The following is an 18,164-nucleotide window of genomic DNA, read 5'->3' on the forward strand; positions in this document are numbered from 1 at the left end:
GGCCGCTCGGGGCGGTAGCCTGCCCGGCGGGTGGAGAAATGGTGCAGGAGGGGGACGGCCGGATGGCGGGCGGGGTCGATCTGGTGGTGATCGGGGCGGACGGCGGGCCCGACCGGGCCTTCGGGGGTGCGGCGCTCGCGCCGGACGGCGCGCGGCTGCTCGCCGAGGTGCTGCCCGGGATGTGCTTCGACACCGGTGCGGCCGGCTGCCGGGTCACCACGGTGGCGCCGGACGCGGACGCCAACGCGATGCTCACCGCCGTCCGGGACGCCGCCCAGCACCCCGGCCGCTGGCTGCTGGTCTGTCTGGTCGGCCAGTTGGTGGTCGATCCGCGCGGGCGCCGGCTGGCCCTGGTCACCGCGGGCAGCACCGCCGACAACGCCTACCGCCGGGGCCTGGCCTGGGACTGGGTGGTCAGCGCGATGGTGCACGGGGACCAGGAGGAGGCGCTGCTGCTGGTCGACGCGGTGGTCGACCGCGACGCCTGGGCGGCGCTGGAGCGCGGCGAGGACGGCGCGGGCGAACTGCTGAGCTACTCGAGGGTTCCGCTGTGGGGCCGGATCGGCCGCCACGCCCCGGGCAGCCGCTACGCGCCGGGCAGACGCGGCCGGGACGCCGTCCTGCCGGGCGGGGAGGGCTCGTTCAGCCGGGCCCTGACCACGGTCCTGCGCCAGGGCGTCCCGGGGGCCCCCGCGGCCGTCGCCCCGCTCGATCTCCAGCCGGCCGTGGCCGCGCTGACGGACGGTGGAGAAGCGGCCGGTAGTTCGGGTGCGCCCGGCGCGCGCCTGCTCGTTCCGCCGCACGCCGGGCGGCTCCTGATGCGCAATCGGGCCGCGGTTCGGGGCGCATTGGCCGGATTGTCGCTTTCCGAAGAACTGTTGGCCGTTCTGTGGCGGGAAAGTGCACCGACGGAACCTCCTTCCGCGTAAGGTCAGGGGGCCTGAGGTGTTGCCGTGATGGGGTGGGTTGGCGAAGAATCGATCCTCAGCGGAAACACCGGCGGGACGGCGGAATTCTCCTGGCGGCCGTGGATCACGGATCGGGTCGGTCGCAACGAGGTGGGGCCATGCGGCAGCGCGGAAATGTGTTGCGCCCTGGGGCGGTTGGGGTCGGTGGGGCGGTTCTGGTGTTGCTGCTCGGCGCTTGTGCGAGCGGTGGTGCGGACGGTTCCGTCGATCGCATCGGGTCGGGGGCGCCCACGGTCGCGGGAGTGAACCCGCTAACTCCTTCGAGTGGTCCGGTAAACGGCTCGATCGCGCCGACCAGCGGTCCGGAAGGGGCCATGGGGCGGCTGGCCCTGAAGACGTATCAGGACTGGTGGCAGGCCCAGGCCCAGGTCTTCGGGCGCTCGGATTCGGACGGTTACGCACTGGAGCAGTACGCCTCCGGGCGTGCGCTGTCCGACAGCCTGGTCAGCCTCCGGCAACTGCGCGACGCCAAAGTGGTGATGACCGGTACTCCGCGCAATTCCGCGGTGGTCAAGGCCATTGATCTCAAAGCCGATCCGCAAACCGCCGTGATCGAGGACTGCGTCGACCTGTCGGGCTGGCACCGCGTCGACGCCGTCACCGGGGCCGCCAAGGATCCGGGAGCGCGTCTGAACCGGTACGTCGGGACCGCTTCCCTGCGCTGGTTCCAGGCGCATTGGTTGATCTACGACTTCAAACGGGAGGTGGACCGGACATGCTGAACGCGCGGAAACCGGCCCGGCGAATCGCGATCGCCGCGTCGATGTCGGCCGGGCTGCTGCTGTCCTCGGCCGTCAACGCGACCGCGGACGAACCGCCGGCCGGCGGCGCCGAGCAGTGCTACCCGAACGTGATCTGCATAGACGTCAATTCCGGCGGATCGACCACGACGCCCGGCGGATCGAAGCCCGGAGGCGGAGGCGGTTCGGACACCGGCCCGCAGCTGTGCAGCTACCACGAGGTCTCGTGGGCCTGCCATGACCCCCAGCTGGGCTGGTTCAACAGCGACAAGGGCTGCTACTTCCGCGCGCTGGACAACCCACCGCCCGCGGGCGACCCGGCGTGGGACGGCCACGACCCGAAGGACGGCATGCTCTACACGAAGGTCTGTCCGCAGACCGACGGCGGCCAGGGCGGCGCCGAGATCGTCTTCGAGGCCACCGCTCCCGGCGGGCAGAACGTCAACGCCGAGGCCATGGCCATCCAGAGGGCCTACGACCAGGTCCGCTTCCGGCCGCCGGTGGGCCGGGCCGCGCCCCAGGCCACGGCGGTGGTCAACGCCCCGGTCTGGCTCTGGGCGGACGACGCCGCGCTGCCCGCCCCGGGCAACGCGGCGGTCGGCGGCATCTCGGTCACCGTCACCCCCCGGCTGGTGCGGGCGGACTGGAGCTTCGGCCAGCACCTCCAGACCTCCTGCACTACCACCGGCACGCCGTACGACCCCAAGTACGGCGACGCCAAGTCCCCGGACTGCGGCTACGAGTTCAGGACCAGCTCGGCCGGCGAGAAGAACGGCGTCTTCAACGCCACGGTGACGATGCACTGGGAGGCCGCCGTCGTGGTCACCGGCGGGCCGAACCCGCGGAAGTTCACGATCCCGGGGATCAACCAGAGCAGCAAGCCCTTCGAGCTCAAGGTCGCCGAGATGCAGGTGCTCAACTGAGCGCGCCGGCACGGCGATTCGCACACTGACCAGCCAGACGAGCCAGAGACGAACGAGGGAAGGGCGGAACCCGGTGGAGAACCGTACGTTCGCGACGCCGGGATCCGGCACCTCCGCGGGCGCGGCGGCGTCCGTGGCGCTCCCGGAGCAGCCGGAGCAGGCAGGCGCGGGCAAGGGCCGGGGCCGGGCGGTCCCGCACGCGCCCGGGCGGACCATGGGGGCGCGCCGGCGGCGTCCGGCGGTGCTGGCGATGGCGGTCGCGCTGATCGCCGCCGGCGGGCTGGGCGGGGCCGTCCTCTACAACAGCACCGGCCAGCGGGTCGCGGTGCTGGCGCTGGCCCGGGACGTGCCCTGGGGGCAGGTGATCACCGAGGACGACCTGGTGGTCGCCCGGATCGCGGGGGACCCGGCGCTGCGCCCGGTGTCGGCCCAGGACCGGGCCAAGGCGGTCGGCATGCGGGCCGCCACCGACCTCAAGCGCGGTGCGATGCTCACCGGTTCCGACCTCGCGCAGGGCCTGTCGGTGCAGCCCGGGCAGATCGTGGTCGGGGTGTCGGCCAAGCGCACCCAGCTGCCCGCCAGCCGGCTCCAGCCCGGCGTGCAGCTGGTCGTCGTCTACACCCCCGACAACGGCCGGGCCGACTCGCTGCCGGCCACGGTGATCACCGTCGGTCGGGTGGACACCGACGGCAGTCAGGTGATCGACGTGGCGGTCGGTGCCTCGGACGGGCCCCGGCTGGCGCAGTGGGTGGCGAGCGGGCGGATCCAGGTGCTGCTCGCGCCGCGCGGTGCGGCGGCCGGTGGCGCCGGTGGCGCCGCCGCGCCCGCCCCGGCGCCGAGCGGCGCGCCCTCGGCCGGAGCCGGCGCGTCCGGCGGTGCGGCACCCGGGGCCACCGCGTCGGGGGCCGCCACGCCCGGTGGCGCCGCCGCATCCGGGGCCCCGGCCGCGACGGGCGGCGCCTGATGGCCGTGATCGCGGTGGTCGGCGGCCCGGGCGCACCGGGAGCGACCACCACCGCCCTGGCACTGCTGCTGTCCTGGCCGCTGCCGCCCGGCCGCCGGATCCTGCTGGTCGAGGCCGACCCGGACGGCGGCGCCGTGCTGGCCGGCGCCCTGGAGGGCCGGGTCGAGGCGGTGTACGGGCTGCGCAACCTGGCCGTCGCCGACCGGCGCGGACTGCTCACCCAGACCATCTGGGAGCAGCTGATCGACCTCTCGCCCGAGGGCAACGCCGAACGGCTGCTGCTGCCCGGGCTGACCGACCCCGTCCAGGCCCCCGGCCTCGCCTACACCTGGGAGCCGCTCGCCGAACTGCTGCACGGCGTGGAACAGCAGGGCTACGACGTCATCGTGGACCTCGGCCGCTCCGGCGCCACCGGCCACAGCGCGGTGCTGGCCCGCCGCGCCGACGCGGTGGTGGCGACGGTGCGCACCACGCTGCGTGGGCTGAGCTCGGTCCGGCCCCGGCTCGCCGCCCTGGCCGAGGACCTGGCCACCGCCGGCACCGGGGCGGACGCGCTCGGGCTGCTGCTGGTCGCCGAGGGGCCGTACACCCGGGCCGAGGTGAGCCGCGAGCTCGGGCTGCCGGTACTCGGGGTGCTGCCGCACGCCACCCGGACGGCGAAGGTGCTCTCCGACGGCGGGGACACCACCGACCGGCGGTTCGTCCGCTCGGAGCTGATGCGGACGGCGCGGTCGGCGGCGGACGAGGTGCAGCTGCTGATCCGCCGCCGGCGCCAGCGGCTCGCGCCGGGCGCGGCGCAGGACGCGGCGCCCGCGCAGCTGACGGCGGGCGGCCCGGCGGCGGCCCCGGTCGCGGCGGCGGTGCCGACGCCGCCGGTCCCGACGGCTCCGGTGCCGGCCCCGCCGATACCGGCCCCGCCCGTGCCGATGGCGCCGCAGCCGTCGATGCCCGCGCCCGGAGCCGGGCCCCAGCCTTCGCCCGCGCCGGGCCCGTACGGGCAGCCGGGCCATGTCCAGCCGGGCTACGTCCAGTCGGGGTATGCCCAACCGGCGTACGGGCAGCCCGGGTTCGCCCAGCCGGGGTACGGGCAGGGCGGCCACGGCCAGGTGCCGTACCAGCCCGGAGGGTACGGCGCGGCGGGCCCCGGCCAGTCCGTGCAGAGCCACTCCATGCAGGGCCAGTCCGTGCAGGGCAGCTTCGTGCAGGGCCAGTCCGTGCCCGGCGGCTCCGGCCACGGGCCGGTGGACGGCGAGCAGCCCTCGTACACCCCGCCGCAGCCCGTGCCGCCGGTGATCACCACCGGCCCGGTGGCGCCGCTGGCCGGGCTGGCGCCGCAGCCGGCCGCGCCGGCGCCGTTCCCGGCGCACGTCCAGTCCGCGCCGTACGGCGAGCCGGACGACCAGTACCGGCTCCAGCAACCGGTCGTGACCGACCGTCAGGACGATGTGAACGGACCGTACCCGCACAACCCCGGGGAGGTGCTCCGTGCGCGGTAGCCCCCTGCACCAGCGTCCCTCCTCCGATCCGGCCGCGCTGCCCTGGAGCGCGCCGCCGCCCGGTCAGGTCGTCCCGCCGCACGGGTACCAGCCCGGACCGGTCGCGCCCCAGCCCGTGCCGGCGCAGCCCGTCGCGCCCCAGCCCGTTCCGCCCGGCGCGGCCGGTCCCGCCGCCGGGCCGACCGCCGTGCCCTCCCAGCTGCCCTCGCTGGACCTGCGCGGCTCCGCCACCCGGCCCGCCGTCGACCCCCAGGTCGCCCGCGAGCTGAAGCGCCAGGTCGCCGCCGAACTGCACCAGCAGATCACCCGGTTGACCTCCACCTCCGGCTCCGATCCGGACCGCGCCACCCGCCGCCAGCGCGGCCGGGCGCTGATCGAGGAGGCCGTCGCCCGCTGGTCCGACGCGTACGCGCAGACCCACGGCATCCCGCCCACCCGGGAGCAGGACCGCGCCCTCGCCGAGGCCGTCTTCGACCTGCTGTTCCGGGCCGGGCGGCTCCAGCCCTACCTGGACGACCCGGAGATCGAGAACATCCTGATCAACGGCTGCGACGACGTCTGGGTCTCCAAAGTGCACCAACCCCTGCGCCAGGTACCGCCGGTGGCCGAGAGCGACGCCGAACTCATCGAACTGCTCCAGGACCTGGCCCGCCAGCACGGCGGCGGCGAGCGCAGCCTGTCCACCGCCAGCCCGACCCTCGCGCTGCGGCTGGAGGGCGGCATGCGCCTCCAGGCGCTCACCGAGGTGACGCCCCGCCCGTACGTGGCGATCCGGCGCCACCGGGTGGCCTCGGCGACGCTGCCCGAGATGGTCGAACTCGGCACCCTGGACGCCACCTTGGCGGCCTTCCTGGCCTCCGCGATCCGGGCCCGGAAGAACGTGATGATCACCGGGACCCAGGGTGTCGGCAAGACCAGCCTGCTGCGCGCGATGGCCGCCGAGATCCCGCCGGACGAGCGGATCGGCACCCTGGAGTCGGAGTTCGAACTCTGGCTGCACACCCTCGGCCACCTGCGCCAGGTCGTCCCGATGGAGGCCCGCGAGGGCAACGGCGAGCGCGTCGAGGGGCGCCTGGCCGGGGAGTTGACCATCGGCGACCTCATCCCGGCCGCGCTGCGCATGACGCTCTCCCGGATCATCGTCGGGGAGGTCCGCTCCGGCGAGGTCGTCCCGATGCTGCGGGTGATGACCAACGGCGAGGGCGGCTCGATGTGCACCCTGCACGCCCGCGGCCCGCACATGGTCGTCGACCGCATCGCCGAACTCTGCCTGGAGTACGGCTCGCACATGACCGACTCACTCGCCTACCGGCTCACCGCCAACGCCCTGGACCTCATCGTGCACGTCACCATGGTCGACGAGACCGCCGTCGGCGGCCGCCGGCACCGCTTCGTGTCCCACGTCCTGGAGGTCACCGGCCTCGGGGAGAGCGGCCGGCCCGCGCTGAACACCGTCTTCGGCCCCCGGCCGGACCTCGGCGAGCCGCGGGCCGTCCCGCACACCCCGCCGCAGTGCCTGGACGACCTGCGCCGGGCCGGCTTCGACGCCTCGCTGCTCGGCTCCCGGTACGGGAGTTGGGCCACCCCGCTCCAGCTGCGGATCGGCGGTGGCGAGCGGTGATGCTGCTCTTCGCCCTCTGCGGGCTGGCGGTCGCGGGCGGCCTGGTCGTCCTGGTGGTCTGGGCCCGCGGCAGCGAGCCCGGCGACGAGGACGGGGCCGAGGACGGGGCCGAGCGGGAGCCCAACCCGCTGGCCGGCCGGCTCCACGTGTTCTGGTACGGCGCCCCCGGGACGGCCGCGCACCGGATGGTGCGGCTGCGCCGGGTCCAGCTGCCGCTCGCGCTCGCCGGCGCGCCGCTGGCCTGGCTCTTCACCGGCATCCCGCTGACCGCGCTGCTGGTGCCGCTGGCCGTCTTCGGCCTGCCCTGGCTGTTCGACACCACCCGCCCGGACACCCACCGGATCGAGCGGCTGGAGGCGCTCTCCGAGTGGACCCAGCGGATCGCCGACGTGCTGCTGCTCGGCGTCGGCCTCAACCAGGCCATCGTCACCAGCCGCCGCACCGCCCCGGCCGCCCTGGAGGACGAGATCGGCGAACTGGCCGCCCGGCTGCAGGCCCGCTGGCGGCCCGAGGAGGCGCTGCGCGCCTTCGCCGACAGCCTCGCCGACGCCACCGCCGACAAGGTGCTCGCCGCGCTCGTGCTGCGGGCCGGGGACAGCGGCCCCGGCCTGGCCCGCACGCTCTCCGACATGGCCGACTCGGTGCGCGAGGAGGTCCGCCAGCGCCGCGCCATCGAGGCCGACCGGGCCAAGCACCGGACCACCATCCGCTGGCTGGTCGGCATCATCGTGCTGGTCGTCACCATCGGGTCCTTCAACACCGAGTACACCCGGCCGTACGGGACCTTCCTCGGCCAGGTGGTGCTCGCCGTGGTCGCCGCCCTGTTCGTGGCGATCATCGCCTGGATGCGGGCGCTGGCCTCCCATCCGCCGGTGCCCAGGCTGCTGGCGCCGGACCGGCGCAGCAGGAGCGGGCGGCGGTCCACCGCGCCGGCGGCCTCGCCGGAGCCGGCCGAGCGGCTCGGGGAGGTCCGGTGATCTCGCCCTGGTCCGTGCTGGCCGGCGCCGTCGCGACCGGCGGCCTCGCCCTCCTGGTCGCCGAACTGCGGCCCGCGCCGCCGGACCTGCGCCAGGCGCTGGACCGGCTGCACGCCACCCCCGCCGACCGCGAGCAGGACCCGGACGAGCGGCCCCGCTGGTACGACCGGATCGGTGAGCGGTCCGTCCACCTCCGCGGGGTCTCCGTGCCGCGCCGTGAACTCGCCCTGATCGGCCGCACCCCGGCCCGGTTCATGGTGCACAAGCTGCTGTTCGCCGCGCTCGGCCTGCTGCTGCCCGCCTACCTGGGGGCGATGGCCGTGCTGATGGACACCGGCCTGCCGTTCGCGCTGCCGCTGGTCGCCGGGCCGCTGCTGGCCGGACTGCTCTGGTTCGTCCCGGACGCCATCGTGCGCGGCGAGGCCAAGGAGGCGCGCACCGAGTACCTGCACGGCATCGCCGCCTACCTGGAACTCGTCGCGATGGAGCGGGCCGCCGACTGCGGCCCCGCCGAGGCGCTGCGCCGGGCCGCCTCGGTCGGGCAGGGCGCGGTGTTCCGGCGGATCCGCGACGCCCTGGAGCGCGCGGCCACCGACCGGCTCCCCCCGTGGGCCGGACTCGACGCGCTGGCCGAGGAGTTGGGGCTCAGCCCGCTCCAGGACGTGGCCGACATCATGCGGCTGTCCGGCACCGACGGCGCCGCCGTGTACGACACCCTGCGGGCCCGCGCCAAGGGCCTGCGCGGGGAACTGCTCGCCGAGGACCTCGCCCGTGCGAACGCCGACAGCGAGCGGATGGTCGCGCCCGGGGCCGCACTGACCCTGCTGATGACCGTCCTGATCGTCTTCCCCGCCCTGCACCAGATGCTCAACTGAACGAGCTCCACGACCACGCGCCGTACCCGACCGGTCCTCGCGAGCCCCACCCGCCGGTCCGCTCCGGAGCAGCAGGCACCACCACACCACACCGCCACATCCCCCGGGAGAACCCGATGACCGTACGACTCGCCCGACTGGCAGTCCGGGCGCTGCGACCCGCCCTACTACCGGTCCAGTTCGCACTGATGCTCTTCACCCTGCGGCTCGGCCGGCTGCGGGCCGCCCGCGCGCGCGGCGACCGCGGTGCGATCTCCATCGAACTCGCCCTCGCCATCATCGCGTTGGTCTTCGTCGCGGGCGCCGTGGCGACCGCGCTCTACCTGCTGAAGGACAGGGTCGTCAAGAGGGTCGAGCAGGACCCGAACATGCCGGGCGGCGCGGGCGCGGGCGGCGCCACCCCGTGATGCGTCCTGCTTTCCGCCGCAGGGGCGACCGGGGGTCGATGAGCTTGAGCCTCGCCATCGTCTTTCCGGTCGTCCTGCTGCTCCTGCTGCTCGTCGTCCAGGCCGCGCTGCTCTGGTACGACCGGCAGGTCGCGCTCACCGCGGCCCGCGAGGGCGTGGACGCCGGACGGGTGCAGAGCAGCGCGACGGACGGCGAGAAGAACGCGGCCGCCGAGCGGCAGGCCCGCGACTTCCTCGATCGGCAGGGCGTGCACGGGTACGCGGTGCGGACCGACGGCAGCACGGCGGAGACCGTCCGGGTCACCGTCGAGCTGACCCCGCCGCTGCTGATACCCGGGCTCAGGGCGCCCACCGTCACCCAGTTCGCCGAGGCGCCGCGGGAGCGCTTCGTGGCGCCGGCGGTGAAGCCGTGAGGGGTGCCGGCGGTGAAGCCGTGATGGGTGCCGGGGGTGAAGCCGTGAGGAGCGTGTCGCGGGCACCGGGCCGGTGGCGGCGGCGACCGGCGCGGCCACCGCGGCCGCGGTCCTGGTCGCGGCTGCGCAGGCGTGACCGGGGCGGGATCGCGATCGAGGCGGCGATCGTCGTGCCGGGGGTGGTCGGACTGGTCATGGTGGCCATCGCCGCCGGACGGGTGCAGACCACGGCCGGCACCGTGGAGGCCGCCGCCCGGGCCGGGGCCCGGACCGCCTCCCTGCAACGCAGCGTGGACGGGATGGACCAGCCGGCCAGGGACTCCGCCCTCGCGACACTGCGCCAGCAGGGCGTGTCCTGCCGCAACGGGGACGTGCGGGTCGACAAGGGGGAGCTGAACCTGCCCGGCGGACCGGCCACGACCGTCACCGTCACGGTGATCTGCGACGTGGAACTGGCCGACCTGATCGGCGGACCGTCCGGGGTACCCGTGACGAAGCACCTCGTCGGCGAGTTCACCTCGGTGGTGGACCGTTACCGGGGCACATGACAGCGCGCGGCGCCGTCGCCGGGAAGACGGGGGATTGGAGACGGCCCGTGCGGGGGAGACGCAAGCGGAGAGCGCCCGGGGGATGACACAGCGGTACCGAGTGGCGCCCGGTGGGGGCCGGTGGGGAGAGCAGCGTGCGAAGTGGGGGGAGGGGACGGGAGTGGTGAGCCGTCTGCGGCGACGGCTGTCGGCGCGCCGGTCCGACCGGGGCGCGGTGGCCCTCTTCGTGGCGATCTGCGCGGCCTACGTCGTGCTCGTCATCGCCCTGGTGATCGACGCCGGCGGCCGACTGCGGGTCGCCGAACGGACCGACGCCTACGCCCTGGAGGCCGCGCGGGTCGGCGGCCAGCAGCTCGACCGGGCGGCCGTCCTGCAGGGCAAGGGCTTCAAGGTCCAGGAGGAGTACGTCCGGGACGCCGCCGACGCCTACCTGCGCCTGTACGGCCTGCGGGCGGGCGACGTCGAGTTCTCCGGTGACGGCAAGGTCGTCACCGTCACCGTGCAGGCCGACTACCGTCCGGTCCTGCTGGGCGCCCTCGGGGAACGGAAGGTAACGGGCAAGGGCAGTGCGACCCTCGTCCACGGAGTCGAGAAAGCGGAGACCGACTGATGGCCGCGCCACGTGCCAAGGACCAGGCCCGTACCGCCCAGGCCCGCAACGGCCGGGCCGGGACGTCCCATCGCGCCGGCGGCGCCCGAAGGCCCGCCGCCCCGGCGCCCCGACCACCCCGCGGGCGCGGCCGTGCCGTGATCACCGCGCTCGGCGCGCTGGTCACCCTGCTCGCCCTGCTGATCGGCGTCCCCGCCCTGCTGCTGTACGGCACCCAAGCGGTCGCCGGGATGGGCGAGGTCGCCTCGGGCGGGGTGGGCGAGGCGCTCACCAGCCCGGACGACGGAAGCCTGTTCCTGTGGGCGCTGGTGGTGGTCGGCTGGATCGCCTGGGCCTGCTTCGCGCTCTCCGTCCTGTTGGAGATCCCCGCCCAGCTGCGCGGGCGGATCGCCCGACGCATCCCGGCCTTCGGCTGGAGCCAGCGGCTCGCGGCCGGACTGGTCGGCTCGGTGCTCGCCCTGCTGCCGGTGGCCGGCTCGGCCTTCGCGGCCGTCCCCGAGCTGACACAGGGGCCGGTCGTCCAGGCGCAGTTGACGCCGGGTGTGCAGCGCGCCGCACTGCCCGCCGCGCAGGCCGCACCGGCCCTGACCCCGGCCGCCGAGCAGCAGAGCACCTACACCGTGCGCGACGCCCGGCCGGCCGACAGCCTCTGGTCCATCGCCGAGCGCCAACTGGGCTCGGGGGAACGGTGGGTGGAGATCGCCAAGCTCAACGAGGGCCGGGTGATGGGCGATTCCGGCATCCGCTTCGACGCCGAACGCCCGATCCAGCCCGGCTGGGAACTGCTGATGCCGGCCGACGCCAAGCCGGACGAGGCGAGGACGCCGGCGCCCGCTCCCGCTCCGGCTCCCGCGCCGGCTCCGTCCGGGGACGCGGCGCAGGGTGCGCCGCAGGGCAATCAGCCGGGGGCGCCGCAGAGCGCTCCGCAGTCCGGGACGGAGGCCGGGGGCCCCGGTGGTGCCGGCGGTACGGGCGGATCCGGCGGGCAGCGGACGGTCACCGTCCAGGCCGGGGACAGCCTGTCGGCCATCGCCCAGCGCGAGTTGGGGGACGACGAACAGTGGCCGACGCTGTTCGAGGCGAACAAGGGTGCGCAGGCCCCGGACGGGGAGCGGCTGACGGACCCGGACGTGGTGGTGCCGGGGATGGTGCTCACGGTACCGGGGGCGGGGGGCGCCAACACCCCCGCGCCGGCCGACCAGAGCCCGGTGCCGGCGCCCGCACCGGCTCCTGCCGACCAGGCCCCGGCGCAGACCCCGGCACCCGCCCCGGCCCCCGCCGACCAGGCCCCGGCACCGGGTGCCCCCGCGCAGGGCGCGCCGCAGTCGGCCCCGGTGCCCGCGCCCACCCAGGCACCGGCCCACGCCCCCGCCGCGCACGCCGACCAGGACACCGACGACGACTACACCGTCGCACTCTCGGCCTCCACGGTCGGCGTCCTGCTCGCCGCCATCATGGTCGGCGCCGTCGCCCACAAGCGCGGCGGCCAGCAGCGCGCCCGCCGCCCCCGGCACCGCATCGCGATGCCCGGCGCCGAGGCCGCCGCCTTCGAGAACGAGCTGCTGGCCCGGCAGGACCAGGCCGGACTGGAACTGCTGGACCGAGCCCTGCGGACCCTGGCCCGCAACACCGTGCGCGGCGGAAAGCGGCTGCCCGCCATCGTCGCCGCCCGGATCACCCAGGGCCAGACCGTCGAGCTGCACCTGTCCGGCCCGGCCACCCCGATCGCGCCGTTCCGCGCCGCGCACGCCGCCAACGTGTGGTGGTGCAGCGCCGACTCGGGCGACCTGCTCAGCCCCGCCCAGGCCCGGAAGACCGCCGCGCCGTACCCCGCGCTGGTCACCCTCGGCACCTCGCCCGACGGCTCGGTGGTCCTCGCCGACCTGGAGGCCGTCCGGCTGCTCCACCTGTCCGGCCACCCGGACGACGCCCGGGACGTGCTGCGCACCCTCGCCGTCGAACTGGCCCACAGCCCGCTGGCCGACCGGCTCCACCTGCACCTGGTGGACCTCGCCGAGGAAGTGCCGATCAGCGGCCCGGCCGCCGAACGGGTGCACCGCCACCCGACCCTGGAGGCCGCGCTCGCCGCCCTCGGCCCGCGCACCGCCAAGGCCCGCGCCACCCTGGTCGCCGCCGAGGCCACCAGTCCGCGCGAGGCCCGCAGCCGGGGCCAGGCCGACGAGTCCTGGACGCCCGAGATCGTGCTCTGCGCCCACCAGCCCGGCGGGGACATCCCGGCCGAGCTCGGGCGCCTGCTCGACGCCCGCCCGCGCACCTGCGTCGCCGTCATCACCCGGGCCCCGGAGCGCGGCACCGGCCCGGTCGCCCGGTGGACCCTGCCGACCTCCGGTCAGGCCGCGATCCCGGGCCTGCACCTCACCGTCGAGCTCCAGCGGCTCAGCGATCACCAGTACCACCAGGTCGCCGAGCTGCTCCGGGCCGCCGACGACACCACCCAGCACCCGGCCCCGGCCTGGACCCTGGACGGGCCGGAGGACGACACCGACACCACCGAACTGCCCGCAGCCGTACCGGTGCTGGCCGCCGTCGGGGCCTCGGGCGGAGGTGCGGAGGAGGGTGCGGACGCGGCTGCCGGCCCCCGGCTGCTCGCCCGGGTCATCGGCACCGGGGCCAGCCCGTTCGCGGGCACCGATCCGGTGACGCCGGCTCCGGCTCCGGCCGCTCTGCCGCCCGCGGCTTCGGCTGCGGCCCCGGCTCCCGCGCCGGCTCCCGCGCCGGCTCCCGCCCCGGCTCCCGTGCCGGCTTCGGTTCCGGCCGGTCCGGCGCGGTTCAGCGTCAACGGGCAGGGGAGGCAGGCGGGCAGCGACGAGGCCACCCGGGACCTGCGGCGGCCCGGACTGCCGGAGGGCGAGGGGGCGGACGAGTCGGGGGACACCTCCTCGGAGTCCACGGCCACGGTCGTGCTCGCCGTCCAGCCGGTGGTGCCGCAGCCCGTCGTGCCGAAGCCCGCCGTGGCTGATCCGGCCGTGGTGAAGCCGGACGTGGTGAAGCCAGACGTGGCGGAGTCGCACGTGGTGGAGCCGATCGCGCCGGAGACGGTCGAGGAGCCGGCGCCCTCGGCCGAGTCCGCTCCGGAGCCTGCCGTCGCCGCCGGGACCGGGCCGGCCGGTGTCGCGGAGGCGGCCGGGACCGCGGACCCCGTCGGTACGGAGGAGCCCGGGTCCGCCGTCGAGCCGGGCCCCGCCGCCGTCGCCCCGGTCGCCCGGACCACGCCCGGGCGCAGCGACAGCGACGACCTGCTCGCCATCCTCCGCTCCCCGGAGGCGCACGCGCCCCGCAACGCCCCCCGGATCCGGCTGCTCGGCCCGGTGGACGTCGCGGGAGTCCTCGGCACCGCCGCGCCCGGCGCGCTGACCCGGCTCACCGAACTGGCCGTCTACCTGGCGCTGCGTCCGGGCTCCGACCACCACGCGCTCGACCACGATCTGCACCCCGGCGCGGCGCACCTCGACCCGCACCCCACCGCGGGCGACGCCAGGAGCCCGCTACCGACCAAACTCGCCGATCTGGCCGCCTGGTTCGGCACCTCGCCGGAAGGCCGCGCCTTCCTGCCGACCGAGGGCACCGAGGGGTACGCCTTCGCCCCGGCGGTCACCTGCGACTGGGACGAGTTCCGCAGCCTCTACCGGCGCGGCATGCGCAGCACCAGTGCCACCGCCGACGCGGCGCTCGCCCACGCCCTGGCGCTGGTCCGCGGCGCGCCGTTCGCCGAGGCCCCGCCGGCCTCGTACGGCTGGGCCGAGGCCGAACGGCAGGACATGATCGCGGCGATCGTCGACACGGCCCACGAACTGGCCGCCCGCCGCCTGCAGTACGGCGACCACCGCAGCGCCGAGGCCGCCGTCTTCCGCGGCCTCGCCGTCGCCCCGGACGTCGAACTGCTGCACCGGGACCTCTTCTACGCCTACGCCTCGGCCGGCGCCCGGGACCAACTCCTGCGCGCCGTCAACCGGTTGGACGCGCTCAGCCGCCGTACCGGCCGGGACCTGGACGCCGACACCGTGGCCCTGCTGCGGGACCTGCTCGCGGGTTCCTGAGGCGGATCGCCGACTGCCCGGTCACTCCCACGGGGGTGGCCGGGCAGTCGTGTTGACGGGCCGACGGCGGATACGACGGCGGTGTGGACGTTCCGTGCGGATGTGGTCGGTCGATCGGCGGATCGGCGGATCGGTGGGCCGGTGGCCGGTTCAGACCGCCCGTAGCCAGGCGTCGAGGGCGATGAAGTCCGCCTCGGTGAGTCCGCGTCGGGGGTCCACCCGGTGGAGCAGGGTGCGGGCGGGGGAGTGGGCGGCGACCCAGCGGCGGTCGGGCTCGGTGATCTCGTCGTCGACCCAGGCGAACGGCCGCCCGTTCGCCCATGCGACCAGCGTGCGGGTCTTCCAGTGCACGCCGTCCGGGCCGTCCGGCCAGTTCGTGATGTCCGGCCGGTCCTTCGCGTCCTTCGTGTCCGTCGCGTCCGTGGCTTCCCCGGCGTTCACGGCTTCCATGGCGTCCGTGTCGTCGATGTCGTCGGTGTCGTCCACCGGCCAGTCCACGACGGGGAGTCGGGGCAGGCCGAGCCAGGGCGCGAGGCACTCGTTGGCGTCCTCCAGCCAGGTGGTGGCCCACACCGGCCGGCACGGCAGGCTCAGCAGCCGCGGCCCCAACTCCGGGTCCACGCGGGCGATCAGCGGATTCCTGCCCGCCGCCGAGTCGGGTGGGAGGTACGGGCTGCGGTAGGTGGGGTAGCCGCCAGGGGGCGGGTCGCCGAAGGGGATCAGCGGGCCGTCCACGTCGAGGAACAGCAAGGGGCGATCGGCATCGATCATGACGGCACCTTAGCGGGGCGGTGCGGGTGGTGTGGCGCGCCGATCGGCCACCCGGCCTGGAACGGGTGAGCCGGGATCTCGTAGGGTGGCGCGCACGGAGTGTGGTGGCAGGCACCACGCAGGCGAGGGCATCAGACGCCGCGGGAGCGGCGGGGCGGGGCGGTGACCAGGAGATGGCGGAGACGACAGCGGTTTCCGGAGGTCCCGACCCGGCAGGCGGCTCGGGGCCCTGGGACGCCGTACCGCCGCCCCCGCGCCTCCCGGCCGAGGAGCACCCGCCCGGCCCCGCCGCGTTGTACGAGCCGCCGCCCGCGCCCCCGACCGCCCCGGCCCCCGTCCCGGGCTCGGTTTCCGTACCCGGCGCCGTTCCGAGCGCCGTGCCGGCTTCCGGGGTGGGTGCGCAGGGGGGCGCTCAGCCGGTCGGGCAGGCGCCCGTGCCACCGCCCGCGCCCCCGGCCGCACCGCCCGTCGCGCCCACCGGGTGGACCCTCACCGGGATCCCCGCCGCCGGGGCCGCCTCCTCGGCGACCCCGCCGCCGTTCCCGGTCCAGAGCACGGCGCCCGCCGCTGCCGTCGGTGCGGGCGGGCTCGGAGCGGGTGGACTCGGCGCCGCCCCGCGCGGGCGGATCCTGGTGATCGAGGGCGGGTATGGCAACTCCGGCCGCCGCACCTGGGGCCGCGGCGGACCGGCCCAGGCGCCGGTGCTCTCGGCGATGCTCGCCGCCGTCTCACCGCAGGTGCTGCTCGCCGCGGACGCGGTGGACGCCGTCCACCTCCCCGGCGCCGGCGACCCGCACACCGTCCTCGCCCACCTGCGCGCCGCCTCCCGCCACCCGGGACCGCTGCTGATCCACCTCGGCGGCCACATCGTCGCCGACAAGCGCGGCGGGCAGCTCCAGCTGACCCTGCGCGACGCCAAGCAGGACGGCCTCCCCTGGCAGGCCGTCGCCGCCGAACTGAGCCACCGTCCGGCCGAGTGGCAGACCCTCGTCATCGCCGACCTGAGCGCCGACCAGAACGCCTGGCCGTACCTCCAGGGCACCGTCTCGCCGCTCAGCGAGGGCATCCCGCTGTGGGCGGTGGTCAGCCCGGACCCGGAGCAGATCGGCACCTTCACCCGCGCGCTGATCGAGGCGCTGCACGGCGGACGGCCCGGCGCGGGCGAGGTGCTCGCGCCCGAACAGCTGCGGCAGCAGGTGTACTCGGTGCTGCGGCCGGACGTGGTCATCCTCGCCACCCACGCCCCGGACCGGCCGTTCTTCCGCAACACCGCCCGTCGCGGCGACGGCCTGCCGACCGACGTGCCGCCGGTGCCGGCCGCCGGTACGGCCCACTCCGACATGCCACCGCCGGTGGCGCCACCGCTGTCGCGCCCGACGGAGCCGCGTCCGACGGAGCCGCGGGACGCCGTCCCGGGGCGGCCGTCGCCGATACCGGCCGCGGTGCCCGAGCCGTCGACCACGGCCGTCGGTTCTCCGGCGACCGGCGGCGGCCCGGTCAGCCTGGTCAAGCCGGGCGTACCGCCCACTCCGCCGCGGCCCGCCCGCCCGGTGAGCCTGCTGAAGGCGGTCGCGGGCGCCGAGACCCCGGGCGTGACCCTGCGCAAGGCCGCCCCGGCCGACGCCGTGCCCGACGCCGTGCCCGACGACGGCACGCCCCCGGCAGGCGTCACGCTCCTCAAGTCCCGGCCGGAGCCCTCGGACGCGGTCGTCGCCGAGCCCGAACTCCCGCAGGAGGAAGCCGTGGTGGCCGCTGAGGCCACGGCGGAGGCGGAGACGGTCGAGGTTCTTGCCACGGCGGAGGCGGAGACACTCGAGGATCTGGCTTCGTCGGAGGCGGAGACGGTCGAGGATCTGGCCACGGCGGAGGCCGAGACGGTCGAGGCGCTGCTGGAGTCGTCGACGGAGGAGCCGGGCGCGGACGCTACCGGGGAGTTCGTCGCGGCAGAGCCCGAGGGCGAGGAAACCTCCCCGGCCGTGGAGGAGCCCAGGGACGCCGTCCCGCCGGAGACGGCGGAAACGGAGGAGCTGCCCGCCGAGGCGACGCCGACCGAGGAGACGCCGGCCGACGGGGAGCCCGCCGACGCCGTGCCGCAGGACGAAGGGTCGGCCGGCTCGTCGCCGGCCCCGGCCGACAGCGCTGCCGAAGCACCGGTCGACGAGGCCGCTCCGGCGGCTGCACCCCGGCCGGACTACCGCGAGGTCATCGGACGGATCGTCCGTAGCGCCGACGCCGGGGACCACGCCGCCGCCACCGACCTGGCCTTCGCCCTCGAACTGGAGGCGATCGCCGAGCACGGGGCCGTCTCCGAGCCGGTGCTGCAGGTCCGGCAGGTCCGGGCGCACGTCTGCCGGCTCGCGGGCCGTTCGGCGGAGGCCGCGGACATCTACCGCGAGGTGGCGCTGACGCTGCTCCGTTCCCAGGGCCCGGACCACCCGGAGACCCAGCGGGCGGCCACCAACGCCGAGGCCTGCTGGCGCGCGATCGGCGACCGCTCCGAGGCCATCCGGATCGCCCCGGAGATCATCGAACTGCGCGCCTACCTCCCCGGCCCCGACGGCCGCAAGCTCCGGGCCGCCGAGCGCTACCTCGCCCAGCTGGCCGCTGCCGCCGCCGGCTGACGGGCCGATGGGCTGATGGGTCGACGAGTGACAGCTGACGGATAACAGAAGACGGGTAACAGCTGACGGAAAACAGCGAACAGCTGACAGATTTCGAAATCTGTCAGCTGTTCGCTGTCATCTGTTATCTGTTACTTGTCACCTGTCGCCCGTCACCGGCGACTCGCTCCCC

The 18,164-nt window shown here is 75.8% G+C and carries 15 protein-coding genes; 14 read left to right on the forward strand and 1 reads right to left on the reverse strand.

Features of this window, described 5'->3' with window-relative positions; genetic code table 11:
- Nucleotides 1-38 precede the first annotated feature (38 nt).
- From ACFWP2_RS07295 to ACFWP2_RS07355, 13 genes are all read left to right on the forward strand, one after another.
- Nucleotides 39-929 carry a hypothetical protein gene (locus ACFWP2_RS07295; RefSeq protein WP_380449269.1) on the forward strand — a complete coding sequence of 297 codons (891 nt, stop codon included), beginning with the start codon at nucleotides 39-41 and terminating at the stop codon, nucleotides 927-929.
- Between the two features lie 137 nt (nucleotides 930-1,066).
- Nucleotides 1,067-1,690: a hypothetical protein gene (locus ACFWP2_RS07300; RefSeq protein WP_380449270.1), complete on the forward strand. Its 624-nt coding sequence runs from the start codon at nucleotides 1,067-1,069 to the stop codon at nucleotides 1,688-1,690.
- Nucleotides 1,684-2,631 (forward strand): hypothetical protein, encoded by a 948-nt coding sequence (locus ACFWP2_RS07305; protein WP_380449271.1) that lies wholly within the window; start codon nucleotides 1,684-1,686, stop codon nucleotides 2,629-2,631. The genes ACFWP2_RS07300 and ACFWP2_RS07305 overlap by 7 nt, the downstream gene beginning before the upstream one ends.
- A 73-nt stretch (nucleotides 2,632-2,704) precedes the next feature.
- A complete protein-coding gene (locus tag ACFWP2_RS07310) occupies nucleotides 2,705-3,595 on the forward strand; it encodes an SAF domain-containing protein (protein WP_380449272.1) in 891 nt (296 codons plus the stop codon).
- Nucleotides 3,595-5,091, forward strand: a complete 1,497-nt coding sequence (locus ACFWP2_RS07315; protein WP_380449273.1) for a hypothetical protein — start codon at nucleotides 3,595-3,597, stop codon at nucleotides 5,089-5,091. The genes ACFWP2_RS07310 and ACFWP2_RS07315 overlap by 1 nt, the downstream gene beginning before the upstream one ends.
- Nucleotides 5,081-6,712 (forward strand): CpaF family protein, encoded by a 1,632-nt coding sequence (locus tag ACFWP2_RS07320; protein WP_380449274.1) that lies wholly within the window; start codon nucleotides 5,081-5,083, stop codon nucleotides 6,710-6,712. The genes ACFWP2_RS07315 and ACFWP2_RS07320 overlap by 11 nt, the downstream gene beginning before the upstream one ends.
- On the forward strand, nucleotides 6,712-7,689 hold the full coding sequence (locus ACFWP2_RS07325) for a type II secretion system F family protein (protein WP_380449275.1): 978 nt from the start codon (nucleotides 6,712-6,714) through the stop codon (nucleotides 7,687-7,689). The genes ACFWP2_RS07320 and ACFWP2_RS07325 overlap by 1 nt, the downstream gene beginning before the upstream one ends.
- Complete coding sequence (locus ACFWP2_RS07330) at nucleotides 7,686-8,564, forward strand: hypothetical protein (RefSeq protein WP_380449276.1); 879 nt, start codon at nucleotides 7,686-7,688, stop codon at nucleotides 8,562-8,564. Before ACFWP2_RS07325 ends, ACFWP2_RS07330 begins: the two co-directional genes overlap by 4 nt.
- Before the next feature lie 116 nt (nucleotides 8,565-8,680).
- Complete coding sequence (locus ACFWP2_RS07335; protein ID WP_380449277.1) at nucleotides 8,681-8,971, forward strand: hypothetical protein; 291 nt, start codon at nucleotides 8,681-8,683, stop codon at nucleotides 8,969-8,971.
- A 38-nt stretch (nucleotides 8,972-9,009) separates the two neighbouring features.
- Entirely contained in the window at nucleotides 9,010-9,384 is a 375-nt protein-coding gene (locus ACFWP2_RS07340; protein WP_380449278.1) for a TadE/TadG family type IV pilus assembly protein, read from the forward strand.
- 170 nt (nucleotides 9,385-9,554) lie between these two features.
- Nucleotides 9,555-9,932, forward strand: coding sequence for a pilus assembly protein (locus ACFWP2_RS07345; protein ID WP_380449279.1), 378 nt, complete (start codon nucleotides 9,555-9,557; stop codon nucleotides 9,930-9,932).
- Nucleotides 9,933-10,092: 160 nt separating this feature from the next.
- A complete protein-coding gene (locus ACFWP2_RS07350; RefSeq protein ID WP_380449280.1) occupies nucleotides 10,093-10,542 on the forward strand; it encodes a hypothetical protein in 450 nt (149 codons plus the stop codon).
- Complete coding sequence (locus tag ACFWP2_RS07355) at nucleotides 10,542-14,600, forward strand: LysM peptidoglycan-binding domain-containing protein (RefSeq protein ID WP_380449281.1); 4,059 nt, start codon at nucleotides 10,542-10,544, stop codon at nucleotides 14,598-14,600. The genes ACFWP2_RS07350 and ACFWP2_RS07355 overlap by 1 nt, the downstream gene beginning before the upstream one ends.
- 150 nt (nucleotides 14,601-14,750) lie before the next feature.
- Here ACFWP2_RS07355 and ACFWP2_RS07360 read toward each other — a convergent pair whose 3' ends face one another.
- On the reverse strand, nucleotides 14,751-15,371 hold the full coding sequence (locus ACFWP2_RS07360) for a hypothetical protein (RefSeq protein ID WP_380449282.1): 621 nt from the start codon (nucleotides 15,369-15,371) through the stop codon (nucleotides 14,751-14,753).
- Nucleotides 15,372-15,805: 434 nt separating this feature from the next.
- Here ACFWP2_RS07360 and ACFWP2_RS07365 point away from each other — a divergent pair, with 434 nt between their 5' ends.
- Nucleotides 15,806-17,992 (forward strand): hypothetical protein, encoded by a 2,187-nt coding sequence (locus ACFWP2_RS07365; protein WP_380449283.1) that lies wholly within the window; start codon nucleotides 15,806-15,808, stop codon nucleotides 17,990-17,992.
- The last annotated feature ends 172 nt before the right edge of the window (nucleotides 17,993-18,164 follow it).

It is taken from the genome of Kitasatospora sp. NPDC058444 (genome assembly GCF_042721415.1).
Lineage (GTDB): Bacteria > Actinomycetota > Actinomycetes > Streptomycetales > Streptomycetaceae > Kitasatospora.